Annotated in this window: 16 protein-coding genes; 10 read left to right on the forward strand and 6 right to left on the reverse strand. The window is 55.7% G+C overall.

Annotated features, from left to right (window positions below):
• Nucleotides 1-150 precede the first annotated feature (150 nt).
• A complete protein-coding gene (locus ACTIFP_RS05715) occupies nucleotides 151-1467 on the forward strand; it encodes a tyrosine-type recombinase/integrase (protein WP_439567740.1) in 1317 nt (438 codons plus the stop codon).
• A gap of 287 nt (nucleotides 1468-1754) precedes the next feature.
• On the opposite strand, the gene ACTIFP_RS05720 is transcribed toward ACTIFP_RS05715, so the two are convergent.
• The gene (locus ACTIFP_RS05720) at nucleotides 1755-2054 is read right to left on the reverse strand and encodes a hypothetical protein (RefSeq protein ID WP_439567741.1); all 300 of its coding nucleotides are present in this window, start codon (nucleotides 2052-2054) and stop codon (nucleotides 1755-1757) included.
• Between the two features lie 108 nt (nucleotides 2055-2162).
• Between ACTIFP_RS05720 and ACTIFP_RS05725 the strand changes: the two genes are divergently transcribed.
• Together ACTIFP_RS05725 and ACTIFP_RS05730 are read left to right on the forward strand one after the other, a co-directional pair.
• Entirely contained in the window at nucleotides 2163-2762 is a 600-nt protein-coding gene (locus ACTIFP_RS05725; RefSeq protein WP_439567742.1) for a hypothetical protein, read from the forward strand.
• Between the two features lie 90 nt (nucleotides 2763-2852).
• On the forward strand, nucleotides 2853-3671 hold the full coding sequence (locus tag ACTIFP_RS05730) for a hypothetical protein (protein WP_439567743.1): 819 nt from the start codon (nucleotides 2853-2855) through the stop codon (nucleotides 3669-3671).
• Between the two features lie 93 nt (nucleotides 3672-3764).
• Here ACTIFP_RS05730 and ACTIFP_RS05735 read toward each other — a convergent pair whose 3' ends face one another.
• Nucleotides 3765-4139, reverse strand: a complete 375-nt coding sequence (locus ACTIFP_RS05735; protein ID WP_439567744.1) for a hypothetical protein — start codon at nucleotides 4137-4139, stop codon at nucleotides 3765-3767.
• 411 nt (nucleotides 4140-4550) lie between these two features.
• Here ACTIFP_RS05735 and ACTIFP_RS05740 point away from each other — a divergent pair, with 411 nt between their 5' ends.
• Nucleotides 4551-4751 carry a helix-turn-helix transcriptional regulator gene (locus tag ACTIFP_RS05740; RefSeq protein ID WP_439567745.1) on the forward strand — a complete coding sequence of 67 codons (201 nt, stop codon included), beginning with the start codon at nucleotides 4551-4553 and terminating at the stop codon, nucleotides 4749-4751.
• Here the strand turns inward: ACTIFP_RS05740 and ACTIFP_RS05745 are convergent.
• Complete coding sequence (locus ACTIFP_RS05745) at nucleotides 4748-4897, reverse strand: hypothetical protein (RefSeq protein WP_439567746.1); 150 nt, start codon at nucleotides 4895-4897, stop codon at nucleotides 4748-4750. The two genes, ACTIFP_RS05740 and ACTIFP_RS05745, sit on opposite strands and share 4 nt — an antisense overlap.
• Here ACTIFP_RS05745 and ACTIFP_RS05750 point away from each other — a divergent pair.
• The gene (locus tag ACTIFP_RS05750) at nucleotides 4890-7163 is read left to right on the forward strand and encodes a bifunctional DNA primase/polymerase (protein ID WP_439567747.1); all 2274 of its coding nucleotides are present in this window, start codon (nucleotides 4890-4892) and stop codon (nucleotides 7161-7163) included. The genes ACTIFP_RS05745 and ACTIFP_RS05750 overlap by 8 nt on opposite strands.
• Nucleotides 7164-7247: 84 nt before the next feature.
• On the opposite strand, the gene ACTIFP_RS05755 is transcribed toward ACTIFP_RS05750, so the two are convergent.
• Nucleotides 7248-7445 carry a hypothetical protein gene (locus ACTIFP_RS05755; RefSeq protein ID WP_439567748.1) on the reverse strand — a complete coding sequence of 66 codons (198 nt, stop codon included), beginning with the start codon at nucleotides 7443-7445 and terminating at the stop codon, nucleotides 7248-7250.
• A gap of 186 nt (nucleotides 7446-7631) precedes the next feature.
• Here ACTIFP_RS05755 and ACTIFP_RS05760 point away from each other — a divergent pair, with 186 nt between their 5' ends.
• From ACTIFP_RS05760 to tcmP, 5 genes are all read left to right on the forward strand, one after another.
• Nucleotides 7632-8387, forward strand: coding sequence for a hypothetical protein (locus ACTIFP_RS05760; RefSeq protein ID WP_439567749.1), 756 nt, complete (start codon nucleotides 7632-7634; stop codon nucleotides 8385-8387).
• 214 nt (nucleotides 8388-8601) lie between these two features.
• Nucleotides 8602-9042: a hypothetical protein gene (locus tag ACTIFP_RS05765; protein ID WP_439567750.1), complete on the forward strand. Its 441-nt coding sequence runs from the start codon at nucleotides 8602-8604 to the stop codon at nucleotides 9040-9042.
• Between the two features lie 295 nt (nucleotides 9043-9337).
• On the forward strand, nucleotides 9338-9796 hold the full coding sequence (locus ACTIFP_RS05770; RefSeq protein WP_439567751.1) for a hypothetical protein: 459 nt from the start codon (nucleotides 9338-9340) through the stop codon (nucleotides 9794-9796).
• Between the two features lie 529 nt (nucleotides 9797-10325).
• Entirely contained in the window at nucleotides 10326-11147 is an 822-nt protein-coding gene (locus ACTIFP_RS05775; protein ID WP_439567752.1) for a DUF5131 family protein, read from the forward strand.
• Nucleotides 11114-12616, forward strand: coding sequence for a three-Cys-motif partner protein TcmP (tcmP, locus tag ACTIFP_RS05780; protein WP_439567753.1), 1503 nt, complete (start codon nucleotides 11114-11116; stop codon nucleotides 12614-12616). The genes ACTIFP_RS05775 and tcmP overlap by 34 nt, the downstream gene beginning before the upstream one ends.
• Before the next feature lie 14 nt (nucleotides 12617-12630).
• On the opposite strand, the gene ACTIFP_RS05785 is transcribed toward tcmP, so the two are convergent.
• Complete coding sequence (locus ACTIFP_RS05785; RefSeq protein WP_439567754.1) at nucleotides 12631-12942, reverse strand: helix-turn-helix domain-containing protein; 312 nt, start codon at nucleotides 12940-12942, stop codon at nucleotides 12631-12633.
• Between the two features lie 271 nt (nucleotides 12943-13213).
• Nucleotides 13214-15586 (reverse strand): hypothetical protein, encoded by a 2373-nt coding sequence (locus ACTIFP_RS05790; RefSeq protein ID WP_439567755.1) that lies wholly within the window; start codon nucleotides 15584-15586, stop codon nucleotides 13214-13216.
• Between the last annotated feature and the right edge of the window lie 219 nt (nucleotides 15587-15805).

Below are 15805 nucleotides of genomic sequence, written 5' to 3' on the forward strand. Positions count from 1 at the left end.
GTCATGGCTCGTCAAGATTCGAAACAACCACTTGATATTCCGCCAAAATGATACGTCATGAGGCGTCATGGCTAGTCAGGGTTGAAAGTGCTTGGCGAGACAAAATGGTGAGTGGAAAACCGATCACTCACCAGCATTGGACGCCATGTTATGACCGCTAACGCCAAGAGCAAAAAGGTTCTCGATCCTCGCACCGCTGCCACGCTTGTTCGTGCCGGTCGCCCCGGAATGTGGGCAGCACGCCACGGGCTACAATTGGTCATCGCGCCGAGCGGCGCAGCGTCATGGTCGCTCCGCTACAGCACGCGGGACGGAAAGCGCCGGTTGATGAAGCTAGCCGAATATGAACCGGTCAACGCTGCCGCGCTCGCGGCGCTTGAAGCCGAAGCGGCGGAACATCGTGCAGCGATCCTAAAGGGACGCGATCCACTCGCAGAGCGAACGCTACTCGCTTCGCCAGCCGCGCGCCCGGTCACGCCATTAGCCGAGACGTTCAAGTCGGCGGCGCTCGATTTCATTGCGGAAAACAGGGATGGTTGGAAAAACGAAAAGCATCGGACGCAATGGGAGAACAGCCTAAAAACTTACGCCTACCCGATTATCGGCGACAAGCTGGTTCGCGAAATCAACATCGAAGATGTCAAAGGCGTCCTGTTGCAGCACCATCGGCGGGGCGGTTCGTTGTGGAAGGTCGCGCGGGAAACTGCATCGCGAGTCCGCAGCCGAATGGAAATCGTCATCAATGCGACGAAGGCGAGGTCGTTGGCTGACAACAGCAATCCGGAACGGCAGGCGCTTTGGAACAACCATCATAACCCGGCCCAACTCGCGATCCTGCGCTATGCCGGACTAAACGGCAAACAGGTCAAATCGCATTTCAAGGCGATGGATTGGAACGATGTTCCGCTGTTCGCTAAGCAGCTTTTGAGAAAGCCGGACTATTCCGCGAAGGCGCTGGCATTGACCATCCTTTGCGCCACCCGGTCCAACGAAACGTTCAACGCCACATGGTCTGAAATCGATCTGGACGGCGCTGTGTGGACGATCCCTGCCGAGCGCATGAAAGCCGGAAAGGAGCATCGCATTCCGCTGTCTGAGGCGGCGGTGACGCTGCTACGCGGCGTGCATCGGCTCGAACGCAATCCGTTCGTGTTTCCCGGAACTCGTAAGGGACAGCCATTGAGTAACATGGCGATGCTCGAAATGTTACGCGGGATGCGTCCCGATGATCGGTTCACCGTGCATGGATTCCGTTCGGCGTTTCGTGACTGGATCACGGAAACGACGCTGCACCCGGACAGCATTGCCGAGCAGGCGTTGGCGCACACCATCGATAATCAGGTTGAGCGGGCATACCGACGCGGTGACGCATTCGATCGTCGCCGGGACGTGATGCAGCAGTGGTCGGACTATCTGTTGATCGGGGGTGAATCCTATGCCGCCAAATGGTCCAAATTTATCGCGTGACCGACTACGAGCGGGCGGTTAGCGCAATTCGACGGTAGGCCAGAATGATCGAAACTGCCCCTTCGTCAAACCGAGCATTTCAATTTCCGCGTCTGTCATTGCGCGCCCGTAGGTGACGTCCAAACCATCCGTTCGGAGTGCGTGAACCAAGATGTCTTGAGCCGACTGCATGTCCCCTCCCGCGACAGCATATGTGGCGCGTAGCGGTTCACCGCCGGGGCGCGGAAAAGATACCAAAATCATATGTCCGGCCATCTCGCTCTCCATAAATGTGTCCAGTGGTTAGATTAGGACGCCCCGCTTCCTGCGGCCATTGCGGCACCAAAGATCGTAGCCCAAAGCAAGCAGATCGCGAACGCGATGCCGCCCAAAACGATTCCTGCGATAGCGCCGCCCCTTGGCGCTTTCGTTACGCCAATCAGGCCGAATATCAGCGCAAGCGGTGACGTGATCCACGCAATGAAGCCGATCAACGGGATGAACGCGAACACGAGCGAGATGATTCCCAATATCATCGCCGTTGTCCCCAATCCGTTTGACGGTGGGGCAGATTGAGTGATCACGATATGCTGCGGTTGATTATCCAAATGTCCCTCCCCAATTGCATTCACAGATCATCCGATAGCAATCGGTATATTCGAAGCGCAACACAAGTTTCAGTGGCATTATTGGACTGATCCAAAACGGGGTAAGATATGGCAGAGCCGGAAAAGCCCAAGGGGCATGTAATTGATCGCGACAAACTTGACGCGGACTATCCTACGAACATGCACGCCCCGGAATTCTGGACTGAATTGGGGCGCACAGTTGCTATGTTCGGATTCATGGAAGAGATGCTTGGGAAAGCTATTTTTGCGCTGACCGGGACGAAAGAATTCGATCCCGAGAAAGACCCTGACGCTTTCGACAAATGGATCAAAACTCTCGAACGCGCGCTGACGGACCAACTCGGGGGTTTGATCGTCGCATATGAAAAAGCATTGGCAGACAATGATCTGACGAAGGATCACGACTTTTCTGCCCTCATTGCGCAGTTGAAGGATGCGAAGGATATTCGGAACGCGCTTTGTCACGGATCATGGGATCGCCCTGATGCCGATGGACGGTCGCTACCGAAATTCGTCAATAAAAAGCTGATGGTTTTCGAAACGAGGGTTGATATCGGATTCTTCAAGCAAACCCGGAAAGCGTTACGGGACATGATCTGCGACATTTTGGATTCTGTTACGGCGCTTGGCTATCAGTTCCCCGGTTCGGAGAGTCCGGGTCAGAAAATCGACCTGAAAAAAATCTGATCGCTTTTTCCGCTGACCGGGCGTGGTGTTCGCGACTGGGGGGAGAGGGGGGTGTTTTCTGCCCCGATACAAGTTTGGAGATGAAATACGATGGCCGCGAATATTGATCGGTTCAAGAAAGATTTGGAGCGGCTGACAAGCGCGGGTCACAATCTCGAAATATCTATCGTCGGCAAGGTAATGGGATGGGAAAAGGTTGAAGAAACTTACCGGAATATGGGTAAGTCCGATGCTTATATCGACAAGGCAAAAAGCCTTATCGAAAACCTTTCATCCGACTATCAGGCTTGGTATTCAGAATCCTTGGCTCTGATCAAGCAGGTTCTCCCGGATCGCCTTGATGATTTCAAATCGCAGTATGAAAAACCGCGCGGGCGTAAGGACGACAGCATTTCATTCGTCAACTACGTTATGTCTGATTTTATGATCGGACTCAAAACGACGAGGGCTGGCGAAATTGTCGTGGACGGGTCGGCGGGGATTCCCAAGTTTCGGGTCCAGCTTGCGATTCTGATGGCGGCGAAAACGCGGTTTGAAAGCTCGCTATTCGAGATACGGCAGCTTGTGCAGGCCGATCTGTTTGACAGTGAAATCGGGGCTGCACGCGAACTGTTGAAAAACAAATTCCTGCGCGCCGCTGGCGCAATTGCAGGCGTGGTTTTGGAAAAGCACCTGCGCCAAGTCTGCAACGATCACAGCGTCCCGGTCACGAAAAAGAATCCCGGAATTGCGGATTTGAACGATGCGTTGAAGAACGCATCGGTTATCGACATTCCGCAGTGGAGGCACGTCACGCTAATGGGCGACTATCGGAATCTTTGCGATCACAACAAGCAGAAGGAGCCGACCATCGAACAGGTTACGGACCTGATCGACGGCACGGACAAGATTCTGAAAACTATTGCATGATGCCTAAGGCGCGCCGGGAAGGGCAAGCGGACGCTGCGTTGCCTCCCCAACCGCCACATTCCCGGAGGCGTATTCTCACCCGCCGGGGTCCGCTTAGAGTTCTGCTGCGTGTTCGTCCTTCCATTTTGAACTATCGCAGCTTTCGGGAATCGTCCCGGTCGGATTCAACTCCTGTTTTAGTCGATCAAGCCGACAACGCATCGCCTGCGTGACATATGGTCCCGCGTTTGGCGTTGAGGTCGGCAGCTTACACTTGTGCAGCTTCATCAATTCGAGCGTTTCCCGAGCATCAGTCCGAATGTTCGATTCCTGGCTCTCGCGCATTGTCGCTCGAACAGCACTATTATCATTCACGCCTTCCGCGAAAATCATCGCGAGCCTTTTGCTAGCATTTTCGTAATCCCCCGACAGCTTTCCGCAAACGGTTGGTTGCGGCGACGCTGCCGCCAACATCAAAGATAGAATCATGACATCTCCACGCTCTCCCCCGGCTGGTGCCGGGTGGTTGAACACGTGCGAGCGCGGAGCGAGCACGCCCCGCCTATTCCCCTTGCGGGTATTTTATTTAGCGGGCCGCCCGACATAGGCGATCCGCGCTCAGCACATGCTGTGCGCCGCCAAGGCTGTTCAGACCCGGACGGCGCGGCATGTTTGGCATAGATGTTGATCGCTCGCAACTGCCCCGCTTGACGGAGCGTGACGCATCGTGCAGATTCGCGCCTATTATCGATCCGTTGTGACCGATAGAGCAAGGGCGGGACAGCCCATGCCACGGTAAAGACGTGGCGCAACCGTTGGACGACGGAATGCCGGGAGAAAGACCCGGTGCGGCGGGGAGACACCCGCGATCCCGAAATTCCGATCACGAGGCTGTCCACCATGACCAACGAACCTATTGTGCTTTCCGTCGAAGAGGCGTGCAAAGAAATCGGCTTGTCCGAACCGACCATGCGTCGTCGCGCCGCCGACGATCCAAACTTCCCCCGCAAGATCAAATTGTCAGTGCGGCGGGTCGGATACCTTCGATCCGACATCGAAACCTATCTGCAACGCCAGCGTGAACAGGCTTTCGCTACCTAATGGTCAGCGGAATTGGTGAGTTGCGCCAAATTAGCCAATGAAATCAGCGAAAATGGCGGAGACTCCGTCCGTTTTCCGATCATGCCTGAAAAATAACCCGGCACCGCCGAAGCGGGCCGGGCTACCGGTTGGACGATAATGATCATACAACAAGCCGCCCTTGGCGGCAATCTCCCGGCAGGAGTGAGCGAAGCGTTGCGGCTCGCTGACTCCAACTGGTCCGTGTTCCCGCTTAATCCGGCGACAGGCACGCCCTACGCCAACACTGACGTAGCTGCGGCGCTCGGTATCCCTGAACCGCCAAAAGGCAGCGGCGGCGTTCACCTCGCTAGCGCCCACGGAGCCGCAATCCATGCCATGTGGTCGAGATGGCCTGACGCTCATATCGGCGTCGCCACCGGGCAGCGATCCGGCCTGTATGTGTTGGACGTTGATCGGAAAGCCGGACGCGATGGATTCGCAGCCCTGATCGCGAAGGGGTTGGCATTGCCGAACACATTCTGGACGGACACGCGAAGCGGCGGACGGCACTATTTCTTCGCCATCCCGCGCGACGGGTTGCGCCGTTTCGTGAGCGACGCTGGCATAGTTGCCGAAGGCGTAGATCGTCGCGGCGATGGTGGATACGTTCGCTGGTGCGGCGCTGCATTCGGTTGTTCGCTCGATCCTATCATGACGACGCCCCCCGATTGGATGCTGACCGGCAGTTTCGGGAATAGCGGCACGAGGCAACCGCTAGGTTCAATTCCCGCGCCTTCGTTCGATGCGGCATTGAAGGCGCTTTACAGCATTGATCCGAACGAACTGGATCGCGACGGCTGGATACGCACGTCATTTGCATATCGGCAGTCCGCCACCGGAATAGCACCCGACTATCTTGTGCAACAATGGTGGCTCGCATGGTGCGCGCAATATGATCGCGATGACCGCGCGGAGAACGACACGCAATGGCGATCCGCCGACAACGGCACCGATGTTGGATGGCCTTTCCTGCTACGTGCGGCGAGCGCGAACGTGCAGGCTGAATTACTCGGCGTGACAGCCATTGCGATCCACCAACCCGGACCGGTGGTCCAATCTCCCGCGAGCGTCTCGCTCGGCGAAATCCTGACGCCGGTAGAACAGCAAGTTTGGTTTGCTGGCTGCGCGTTGATCGGGCCGGAAAATCGCATCATGGATGGCAAGGGTCAGGTGTATGATCCGGGCGCGTTCAACGCGACATTCGGTGGCAAGAAATTCATTATCGACGCTACCGGCAAACTGACGGACGAGCCGTGGAAGGCCGCAACGCGCGGAACACAATTCACCATCCCAAAGGTCGATGGGACCACGTTTCGGACGGACGTGCCGACCGGACACATCGCGATTGACGAACTCGGGCGATCCTACGTCAACACCTATATCCCGGCTCGCATCGAACGCATGGACGGTGATGTAACTCCGTTCCTGAACCACGTCGCCGCGTTGCTGCCCGATCCGAACGACCAACGAATCTTGATCGAATTCATGGCGCACAACGCCAAATATCCCGGCCACAAAATTCCGTGGGCACCGCTAATCCAGTCAACGGAAGGGGCGGGAAAGAATCTGATCAAGTATGTCATGACGCATGTTATTGGCGACAATTACACGTATCCCGCCAACTCAAAGGAACTGACTGCCGGGGGCGGGAAATTCAACGATTGGATGCATCGCAAACTATTCCTGATCGCGGACGAAATCAGAACCGATGACCGGCGCGATATGATCGAGGTTCTGAAACCGATGATTTCGGAACGGACGCTTGAAATGCAGGCAAAGGGGTTGGCGCAGCGCAAAGCAGATAACGTCGCCAATTGGCTATTTTTCAGCAACTATAAAGACGCCATTCCGGTCAACCAAAACAGCCGCCGCTTTGCGATCTTTTACAGCGCGATCCAGACGAAAGAGGATGCGTTGATCAGGGGCATGGACGATGCATATTTCCGTTGGCTCTATGACGATTGGCTCGGCGCATCTTCGCACAAATTCGGATTGAAGGTGACGGCAAACTATTTGTTGAACCACCCCATCGAACGCGGGGCAATTCCGATGCGCGCGCCGAACACGAGCAGCATGGGCGATGCGATCATTGAAAGCCGGGGATGGCTGGAACAAATGATCGCGGAAGCCGTGGACGATCAGCGGAATGGTTTTCGGTGCGGCTGGATTAGCACTGCCGCTGTTGGGACGTTGTTGCGCGAACGCCGGAAGGAAGCTGCCGCCCGATCAATCGGACAGGCACTCGGCGCGCTCGGTTATCAACGCATCGGTCAGCTAGGCCGGGGCTATTTCCAAGATGACCCGATCAACCCCAATCGTCGCGGAATATTGTGGCACGTAAATCCGAACATCGCCGCCGCTAGCTATGGACAGGCGCAGGGCTATGAATAGGCGCGATCACATCGGCAAGAAAACGACCTAAAATCAGCGTATTATATGATAATCCGCTTTGATCTTTGATCGCTTTGATCTTCTTCAAACCGCGCCCCGGCTCGGCTGATCGGATAGGTTTATCCGACATTCTCTCTCTTTCTCAATCTTCCAAAATTTAAAGCGATCAAAGCGAATAGCCTTCAAGGCACCGGAAAACTGCCAAAAATTGCCGCTGCGATCTGCTGGATAATCCAAGCAGAAACAAAGCGTCACAGCGAGAATGTAGAAAGATTCAATCATCGAAATTCTTACACAGTTGTAAGTCAAAATTCTTGAAGAAAAAAACCCGTCTTGCTTTCGAATCAGACCGGGAGCGGTCGATATATACCGGGGGATAGGGGGGTATTATATGAGTCCTTATTTGGATTGACCGATTCAACGTATAGTGGTTTCTTCGCGTAAACCACAGCTTGGAAGGGTTTACATATGACGATCCAGATTTCTACCCGCGCCGATGGCGATGTGGACGTAACCACGATCAATACGCCGAATGGGAATGCCACCGTTGCGAACCGCAAAGGCGGACGGTTCGCGAAAGAAAAGGCCGATCTGCACGCTGGGTTCGCCGCATTGGCGGACGAAACCGCACCGATGGCGGAGCGGCTGCAACCCGCTGCACTGTTCGAGGCGATGCGACCGGCAATCGATAAGACGGTTGCGCCGCCCTATCGCGCAATGATGTCCGCCGTTCAGGCTGGAAAGCGTGCCGATACCGAGCGCTTTGCCGTCCTCAATTCGGTCCGTTCCGATGATCCATTCGCCGCCGAAGATCGAGCGTTGTTCCGCACGCTAAATGCCGGTCAGCGAGCGGCATGGCTGGTGGGCGCGGATCGTGCGCAGCTTGCCGCTATTCTGTCCGCTGGTCGCTCTCGTTGGTCGGACATTCCTGACGAACTGTGGAACGTCGCGACCGAGCGCCATGCTACACTCGCCCATTTGGAACGAACGGGGGCGTTGGCAAATTTCGCCCGCCAACCTACGCCCGACGATCCCGCCCCTGTCGGCCCTGATCAGGAAGCTGCCGAAAGCGCGACGCTTGCGGCGCTTCAACAGGCGCGGTCGGAAATGGCCGAAATCGGACAAGCCGAAGAGACGTTGCGCAGGACCATTGCTGCGGTGGCGGTGGCAGCGTCGCTCACGGTCTCCGACGCTCACAAGCTGTTGATCGGCGTTGCCGCGTGACAGATGGGCCACGCCTTGCTGAAAGCATCGTGCTGCCAACCGCACCAATGGTCGCGACCGCTGATCTAGTCCGAGCATTCGGCGTCACGCGGCAAAGCCTTTGGAAATGGCGAAGGCAGCACGGCTTCCCGCCCGGATCGGGCCGTGCAACCCCTACAGCCCCTGTCGCGGCATGGTGCGCGGCGCGGGGCTGCTTCGTTCAATGGGCCTGATAATGACTGAACCGAAAATAGCCGCACATTTACCGGTTGCGCCACCGATCCCGCTTTACCCCCGCGATGCTGGCGGACGGTTCGGCCCCGGCAATCCGGGTCGCACTCCCGGCAGTAAGAACCGTGTCCGACGCGAACGTCTCGCGGCAGTGCAGGAATTGTTCCCGCGTGCCATTGAAGTCCTTACCGAGCGCCTCGACGCGGGCGACATCGGGGCAGCGAAAATGGTGTTGGATGCCTGCCTACCGGCGCGCGGCCGCACGGTTGATTTCGATGGTGATGTTTCGCCGGAAGCAATCGAGTCCGCTCTTGCCGATGGCGCGATCACGCCCACCGAAGCGGCGCAAGTCGCGTCGGCACTAAAGAGCGTTCGCGAAGTCTCCGATTTGGAAGCGTTGACCAAACGGCTTGAAGCCATTGAATCGGCATTGTCGTCAACATGACCGCTACTGCAAACCGAGTCCGTCGAAAGATGCGGCGGGTTGAGACATCATTGGCAGGAACACTTGCCGAGCGCGTGTTGATGCTGACGCCGAACCAGCGGGAAGCGTGGGATGCACATCGGCTAGCATGTAGCATCTATTATGCCGAACGCCGGGACGCCTACGAACGATTTATCGAAACGGGCGAGTGCGGCCCGTCGCTGCGAAGCGATGTAAGGTTCGTTTTGTTTGGCCCGCCACCCGCAACCATCCGACCGGAAGATTTCCCCAACGCATGGGCGGAGGCGTGCAAGAGATGACTACGCTGAACATCGCAACTGGCATCGGACCCGAACTGGTTTGCACCGGAAAACTGATCAAAGGAAAGATGCTCTATTTCGAACTATGCGACGGGCGACCGCTGGCGATCCATCTACTACGCAGGACAGGCTACATTTCCGGTCAGCGATCCGTCGCGCGCATTCGTCCGACTTACGACAAGCCGGGAATTTCGATAGATGAACTCGGCGGCGTGGTTCTGAAACTGGACCCGGTTGCCGTCACGGCGATTGGTCTGCGCTTTTCTATCGAATACTCGCGACCATCGATCGCCGCTGCGAAATGCCGTGAACTGTTCGATGGTGTCGATCCTGATCCGTATTTCCGGGTCGCCATGATGATGATCGATTCGTCAGGGCCGTGGATTGATCAGGATGATTTCAAAGCCCGCTATCACCTGTCCGCTGCAAGGGATTCGCGGTTGAGCCGTCACTAGGTGTCATGACCCGCCACGGCCCGTCAGGGCAGTGGTGAGTGATTTGGTGAGTGGCTGGTCGATGGTAGTTAGCCAACCCTTTGAAATACAATGATTTCAAATGGGTTGACTGGAGGAGAGTGAGGAATTTTAGAAAAAACCTAAACATTTGTAATGATTTAGGTAACTCGCTCTCTGGAATTCTTTACCACACATCTTACCTCACGCACTCCAAATGCGCGTTTCAGACCGCTATCGACCTATGCCAGAATCGCCGATTCTTGTCGATCACTTTCGATAACGCGCCACGGTGCGACGGTTGCCACACCCGGCACAGGTAGGTCCGAACGTCCTCGGCACACCGTCGAACCTTGGTGCCATGGCGTTAGGCGCGATATCGGAATGACCTTCTACACACCGTTGCAAATCTATGTATTCAATCTAGGTGTGTAAGCGTTGCTCTCCGCATGGTTTCATGCATGTAACGACAAAACGGTTAGCGAAACGCCGCAAGGACGGTGCGTTCGTTGCTTTGGGTCAAGAGACTGGAATGGCTAAGAACTCTCGCATCGAATGGACCACTCACACTTTTAATCCTTGGTGGGGATGCGTGAAGGTCTCGCCCGCCTGCAAGCATTGCTACGCTGAGAGTTGGGCAAAGCGGGTTGGTAGCAACGTTTGGGGCATAAAGGCCGAACGCCGGTTTTTCGGTGACAAGCACTGGGCAGAGCCTCTGAAATGGGACACGCTAGCCGCTAAATCTGGCGAGCGGGCTCGGGTGTTTTGTGCCTCCATGGCTGACGTTTTTGAGGATCGGCGCGATCTCGACATTCACCGTGCCCGCCTATGGGAGCTCATCGAAGCAACGCCCAATCTCGATTGGCTACTTCTGACCAAACGCCCCGAAATTGTTACCCAGCTCTCGCCATGGCATGCGGATTGGCCGGCAAATGTTTGGCTCGGCACGACCGTTGAAACACAGGAATATGCATGCGAGCGACTACCTCATTTAACGGCGATACCTGCAGCGGTCCGCTTCATCTCTGCTGAGCCGCTGCTCGGGCCGATCGACATCGCTCCGTGGGCCTCAGAGTTAGATTGGGTGATCACCGGCGGCGAGAGCGGGCCTAAAGCGCGACCGTCTAGTCCGTCGTGGTTCCGTGACCTTTTGAATACCTGCATGGCCCATGACGTTGCCTTCCACTTCAAACAATGGGGGGACTGGGCTCCGGGGCAAGGCATCCCGCTCGCCAAAGCTCGCATGGAGACGGTGGCTGATGGCACGACCATGATTCGGGTCGGCAAAAAACATGCAGGTCGCGAACTGGACGGAGAAACATGGGACGAGCTCCCCGTCGCAAAAATGGCCTAGACCCAAACCTTCCCTTGCTTTTCACTGCGGAGGAAATTCCTCCTCGGGAGAAACCGGAAGAGAAGGACTTCAGGTCACTGGCTCATCCATTGTGGACGGAAAATAAAGCGAAACTGATTCAGGAATACATTCGCCTGTTCACTTTCGTGACCAAGCACGGCACTTACATTGACGGCTTCGCCGCGCCGCAGCAACGGCATCTTAAGGAGCTATGTTCTGCAAACCTGGTGCTTCAGGCAAGGCCGCCTTGGATGCGCGAATTTTGGCTCTGCGATCTCGATCCTGCGGGCGTCGCCCTGCTAGAAGAGATTAAGAACGAGCAGACGTTGCCGAAGCGTCGCATAGAGGTAATGTCGGGCGACATTAATCTTCGAATTCACGACATTCTTGGCGCTGGCACGATTAAGCCTACCACAGCGACCTTTGCTCTCCTCGATCAACGCACATTTGAATGTGACTGGGCGACGGTCCAAGCGATTGCTCGACACAAGCAGACCCACAAAATCGAGATATTCTATTTCTTGGCAACAGGGTGGCTGGATCGTTCAATTGCGGCCGTGAGCCGTCCGGAAACCGCGGATCGCCTAACGAAATGGTGGGGACGCGACGATTGGCGAGATCTGCGAAAAACGTCGTCAGCTGTACGCGGGGTTCAGTTGGCCGAGCGATTTAAAACGGAGTTAGGCTATACTTACGCCTACCCCTATCCGATCCACAGCGCGCGGCGGGGTGGGCGGATCATGTATCACATGATTCATGCGACTGATCATCCCGCAGCTTCACCCCTTATGCAGCGCGCCTACCGCAAAATTGCAGGCCGATCACTTGATGACGGTGACGCCCAGCAAGACCTGGAGGCTCTTCTTGCTCGGTATCTCGACAAAGATGGCGTGGCCGAAGTCCTCAGCCCAGCGGCAACCGGCCTAAACTTGCCGACTGATATGCCAGCAATCGCAAATGATCCTGAAGCCACGATCGATTTTGCTGACATTGTGACGCGCCTGACTTCTGGCGACACTAGTCGTGGGGAGCTCGACAGCGAACTCGACTTGCGTCGATCCCTTAAGGACGCGGCTCTTCGTCTATCTTTAGCATTAGATGATTGTCGGCCTGCTCACGGCGAGATGGGCCACAATGGGCCGCCACTAGATGATAACGGCGAAATGCTGCCGACGGAGTTCACAAACGAGGTTCATAAGGCCACAAAGACAATCATCGCGGAAGCCGGGAAGCAAACACCCGATGCGCTCAAGATCGCGCAAGCGGCCTCCCGTCTTCAGAGTCTGAAGGGGTGGCTGAAGCCGAGAGTTGACTTGGCAGCGGATGAATTCGCCAAAAAACTAGGTGGCAGCGCAGGTGTGGCAGCAGGAACTGGGGTGGGTATTGCCTGTGCCGCCCTTGCGATGCCCTTAAGTGATACACTGCTTGCTGCCTTCAGATGGCTGACCGCAATTCTCGGGCTAATCTGATATCATACGCCTAGTCATCTGTTCGACGTCAGCGGTGCTGTTGCCGGGCCTTGCATCGGCCTGTTCTCATCGCGCTGACCGTTGATCGCTACCGCCGTTCGGCTCACAACGGTTCCGCGCTGGCGCTCGATCAGGTTGCGGAGACTGTCGGTCAAAACCAAGGTTGCGGCACCCAGTTTTACGATCTCGATGTCGCCTCTAGCTATTAGGAGGTAGAGGGTGCTGCGACTGATCCCCGTAAAACGACAGGCGTCGGGAATGCGCATGCTGATCGGTTCGATTGCAAGTGGCGATGATGACTGTGATGAAGGGCGTTCAAAGCGCATGCTAACACCAAATCTATTTCGGGCGTAACGGGGAAGCCGACGGCCAAAGCCCTCGTGCTCAATTATCAGCGATTACGCCAGTTTTTGCCACACGACGTTCCTGCTCCAACGCTTCTTTTTCTACTCTGCAGCCCCGCACAATGATGGTCCCCGGATGCGTGGGTCAGCACCGGACCGCTGCGGGCACTGTCGTGTCGCGCACCCTTCGTGCCCGTCCTGAGAGCAATGGCTAGCAGTATTGTGCGCTGGTCACGGGTTTGGCTACGTCACATCAAGCCTTAAGTATGCCCTTCGCGTATATCTCTGGTTCAAGCTTCTCCGACAATGTCCGATAGGATGGCGCGATATCGCTGGGACGGGCGGTCACCGCCACACCTTGGCTGAACAAGGCCTCCAGCGTGTTGCGGATCTGATACCAACCTACGTCTGCCCGATTCAGTTTGAACTGATCACGGACGCCCCTCGATATTTGCTTCTTGTCTACAGCGTCGAAATACGCCGACCAAATCTTGCGCCCCTCCGTCAGAACTTTCTTGGCTTCTTTCGATAGCTTCAAGGTGGCCAGATGGTCGGACATAAAGTTCGATTCGAACCGGCTTGTCGCTCCGACATCAGCCTCCGTGAACGGTATAAAATGATTGACCAGTGACCAAGACTTCCCTTGCCAGATCAAACCGTCGGCACCAGCTGACAGATTGCGATTGTTGAAGAGCATCCAGATCAAACAATCGTTCATCATCTCTTCTGGTATCGCCTCCGAGGGAATTAAGAATTGGTCACGGTCGTTGAGCCAAGTCTGGCGAATGATACGCCTTGCCGTGAACACCACCGCGGATTGAGAGAGGTTTTCCTCGGTGACGAGGAAGCCGCCCGCGCTTGCATACCCGGAAGAAAAGAGCACGGTCACATCGGCGTTCTGCAGATCTGATCCCTTGCTGATCATTCCCCCCAGCGCGCCATCGGCCCAGCGAGTTCCACGGACGTCTCCGGTCCGGGTTGTCGGCTCTAGCGCATTCGTTAACGGTAGGGCAGGCGTTGAGTTCGGCTTGGCACGTTTTATCCAAGCGTTGAGCAACTGATGCTTCGGGACGTCGTAGAAGCGTTTGGCGCCGATTGCCTTGGCCTCCCTATCGATAACCTCCGTTTCGATCTCAAACGGTTCTTTGCGCTTCTTGGCGCTGTCCCAGATTAGAAAGCCGATCGGGAATTCGCCTTTCAGGCCGTCGAAGGCGCGGCTCGGTACGACGAAGCCACCAAGATACCTGGCATTCCAACTGTCTCGAAAATCGTCAAAGTTCGGCGCGTTGACGTATTTAAGCTTTGAAAACATTGCAACCACGGCGTTCGGTAGCTCAGCTTGTATGCGGAGCAAGAACTGAATGAAGAGCTCTCTCCTCGCAAAGCCGACGTCGCCACCGAGCGCTCTTCCTACCGCTGTAGTCGCCACCCCCGCTCCGGCGTTCATTGCTTCGGCGTATGGCGGGTTGATTAGAACGAGAATTTTGTCCTCGGCAGCAATGGCGTCACGAAGCTCGCGCGGTAGCTTGTTTGTCAAATTGTAGTCGATGTTACCTTCTTCGGTGACATCATCATTCAGGTAATCGTACTGAAAACGGTGCGCCGCGACACAGGTCTTGGTCGCCTTCATAACATCGACGTCCGACTGGTCGAGCGTCGACATGAAGAGGTTGCGGTGGTTGGAGTGCTTCACCTCGAGGTTGCCCACCCCGCAGCACATGTCCCAAACCTTATACTTCTTTTGCCAGTTTTTACCGAGAACAAACGTCAGGTGATCATATGCCTTATCGACCACATGCAGAGGCGTGTAGAAGGCTCCCTTGAAAACCCTCTCATTGATGGGGATGAGACTATCTCTGCGCTCTAATATCTCGTTGCGGTATCCCTCTTTCGGCGGTCGGTGGTAGATCATCCAAAAGCGGCGATATCCTTCTAAGTTGCGAAGCGCGTGAAGCTTCCCACGCAGCTCAAAAATCGGATCACCATCTTTGAATAGGAGCTTGGCGGGTAAGTCTTTATGGGTCGAGACTGTGCCGTCGTTCATGATGTCGGCGAAGAACAGTAGATTATAGCTGTCCTCTTCTACGTCCTCGATCTCTTGCCCAATCATCTCGACCCACTTGTCGAACACCTGCTTGAGATTGTCCGGGGTGATCTGAGTTCGGATGATGGCGCCGGAAGCGATGGCATCTTTTACAGTCGAAACAAATTCGGTGGCATCGTACTCGATGTTGAAGGCTACAAAATGGGTGCCAATGTGAATGGAGATCGCATCGACCGCTTCCTTTGGCACCGCCGATGCAGATTTGCCCCATTTGATTGTCTTCTTCGCCAGAAACGGGAGAACGTGGCTGCTCTGCATGATGGCAGCCTTTTCCGTGTCCATCACGCACAACAGTGGGGGCACGTGTTCTCCCTTATTGAGCGCGACCTGCACGTAATGGATCAATTGGGTGAACATCTCATAGAACGTCCAAGCACCATTCGCCTTCGCTTCGAACCAAACTTCTTTGGTCTGGATGTCGATCAGATTTTTAGAATACCCCTTCAGGCCTAGTGCCTTAATATACGCATCCTTGACGTCCTCTTCGCTTCTGGCCCGTTGTAGGTCGTCGTATAACGCCATGCCGTCTTTCCTTTGTTTCCCTAATGACGCCCCCCTTCGAGGAAGGAAGCATGCCAACCAATCTCTGACCGACAGCCGCATCGCGCCGGAATCTATAATCAGGTCGTTAATGGCCGATCTGATTGCACATTGCCAACCGGCAGCATTTTTGTCGCCTTCGAGCTTAGCTACCCGGCTGCTCGGCGCGCCATCATGTCATGCCGGGTGATATGAATAAGG

The sequence above is a fragment of the Sphingopyxis sp. genome (genome assembly GCF_051861155.1).
GTDB lineage: Bacteria > Pseudomonadota > Alphaproteobacteria > Sphingomonadales > Sphingomonadaceae > Sphingopyxis.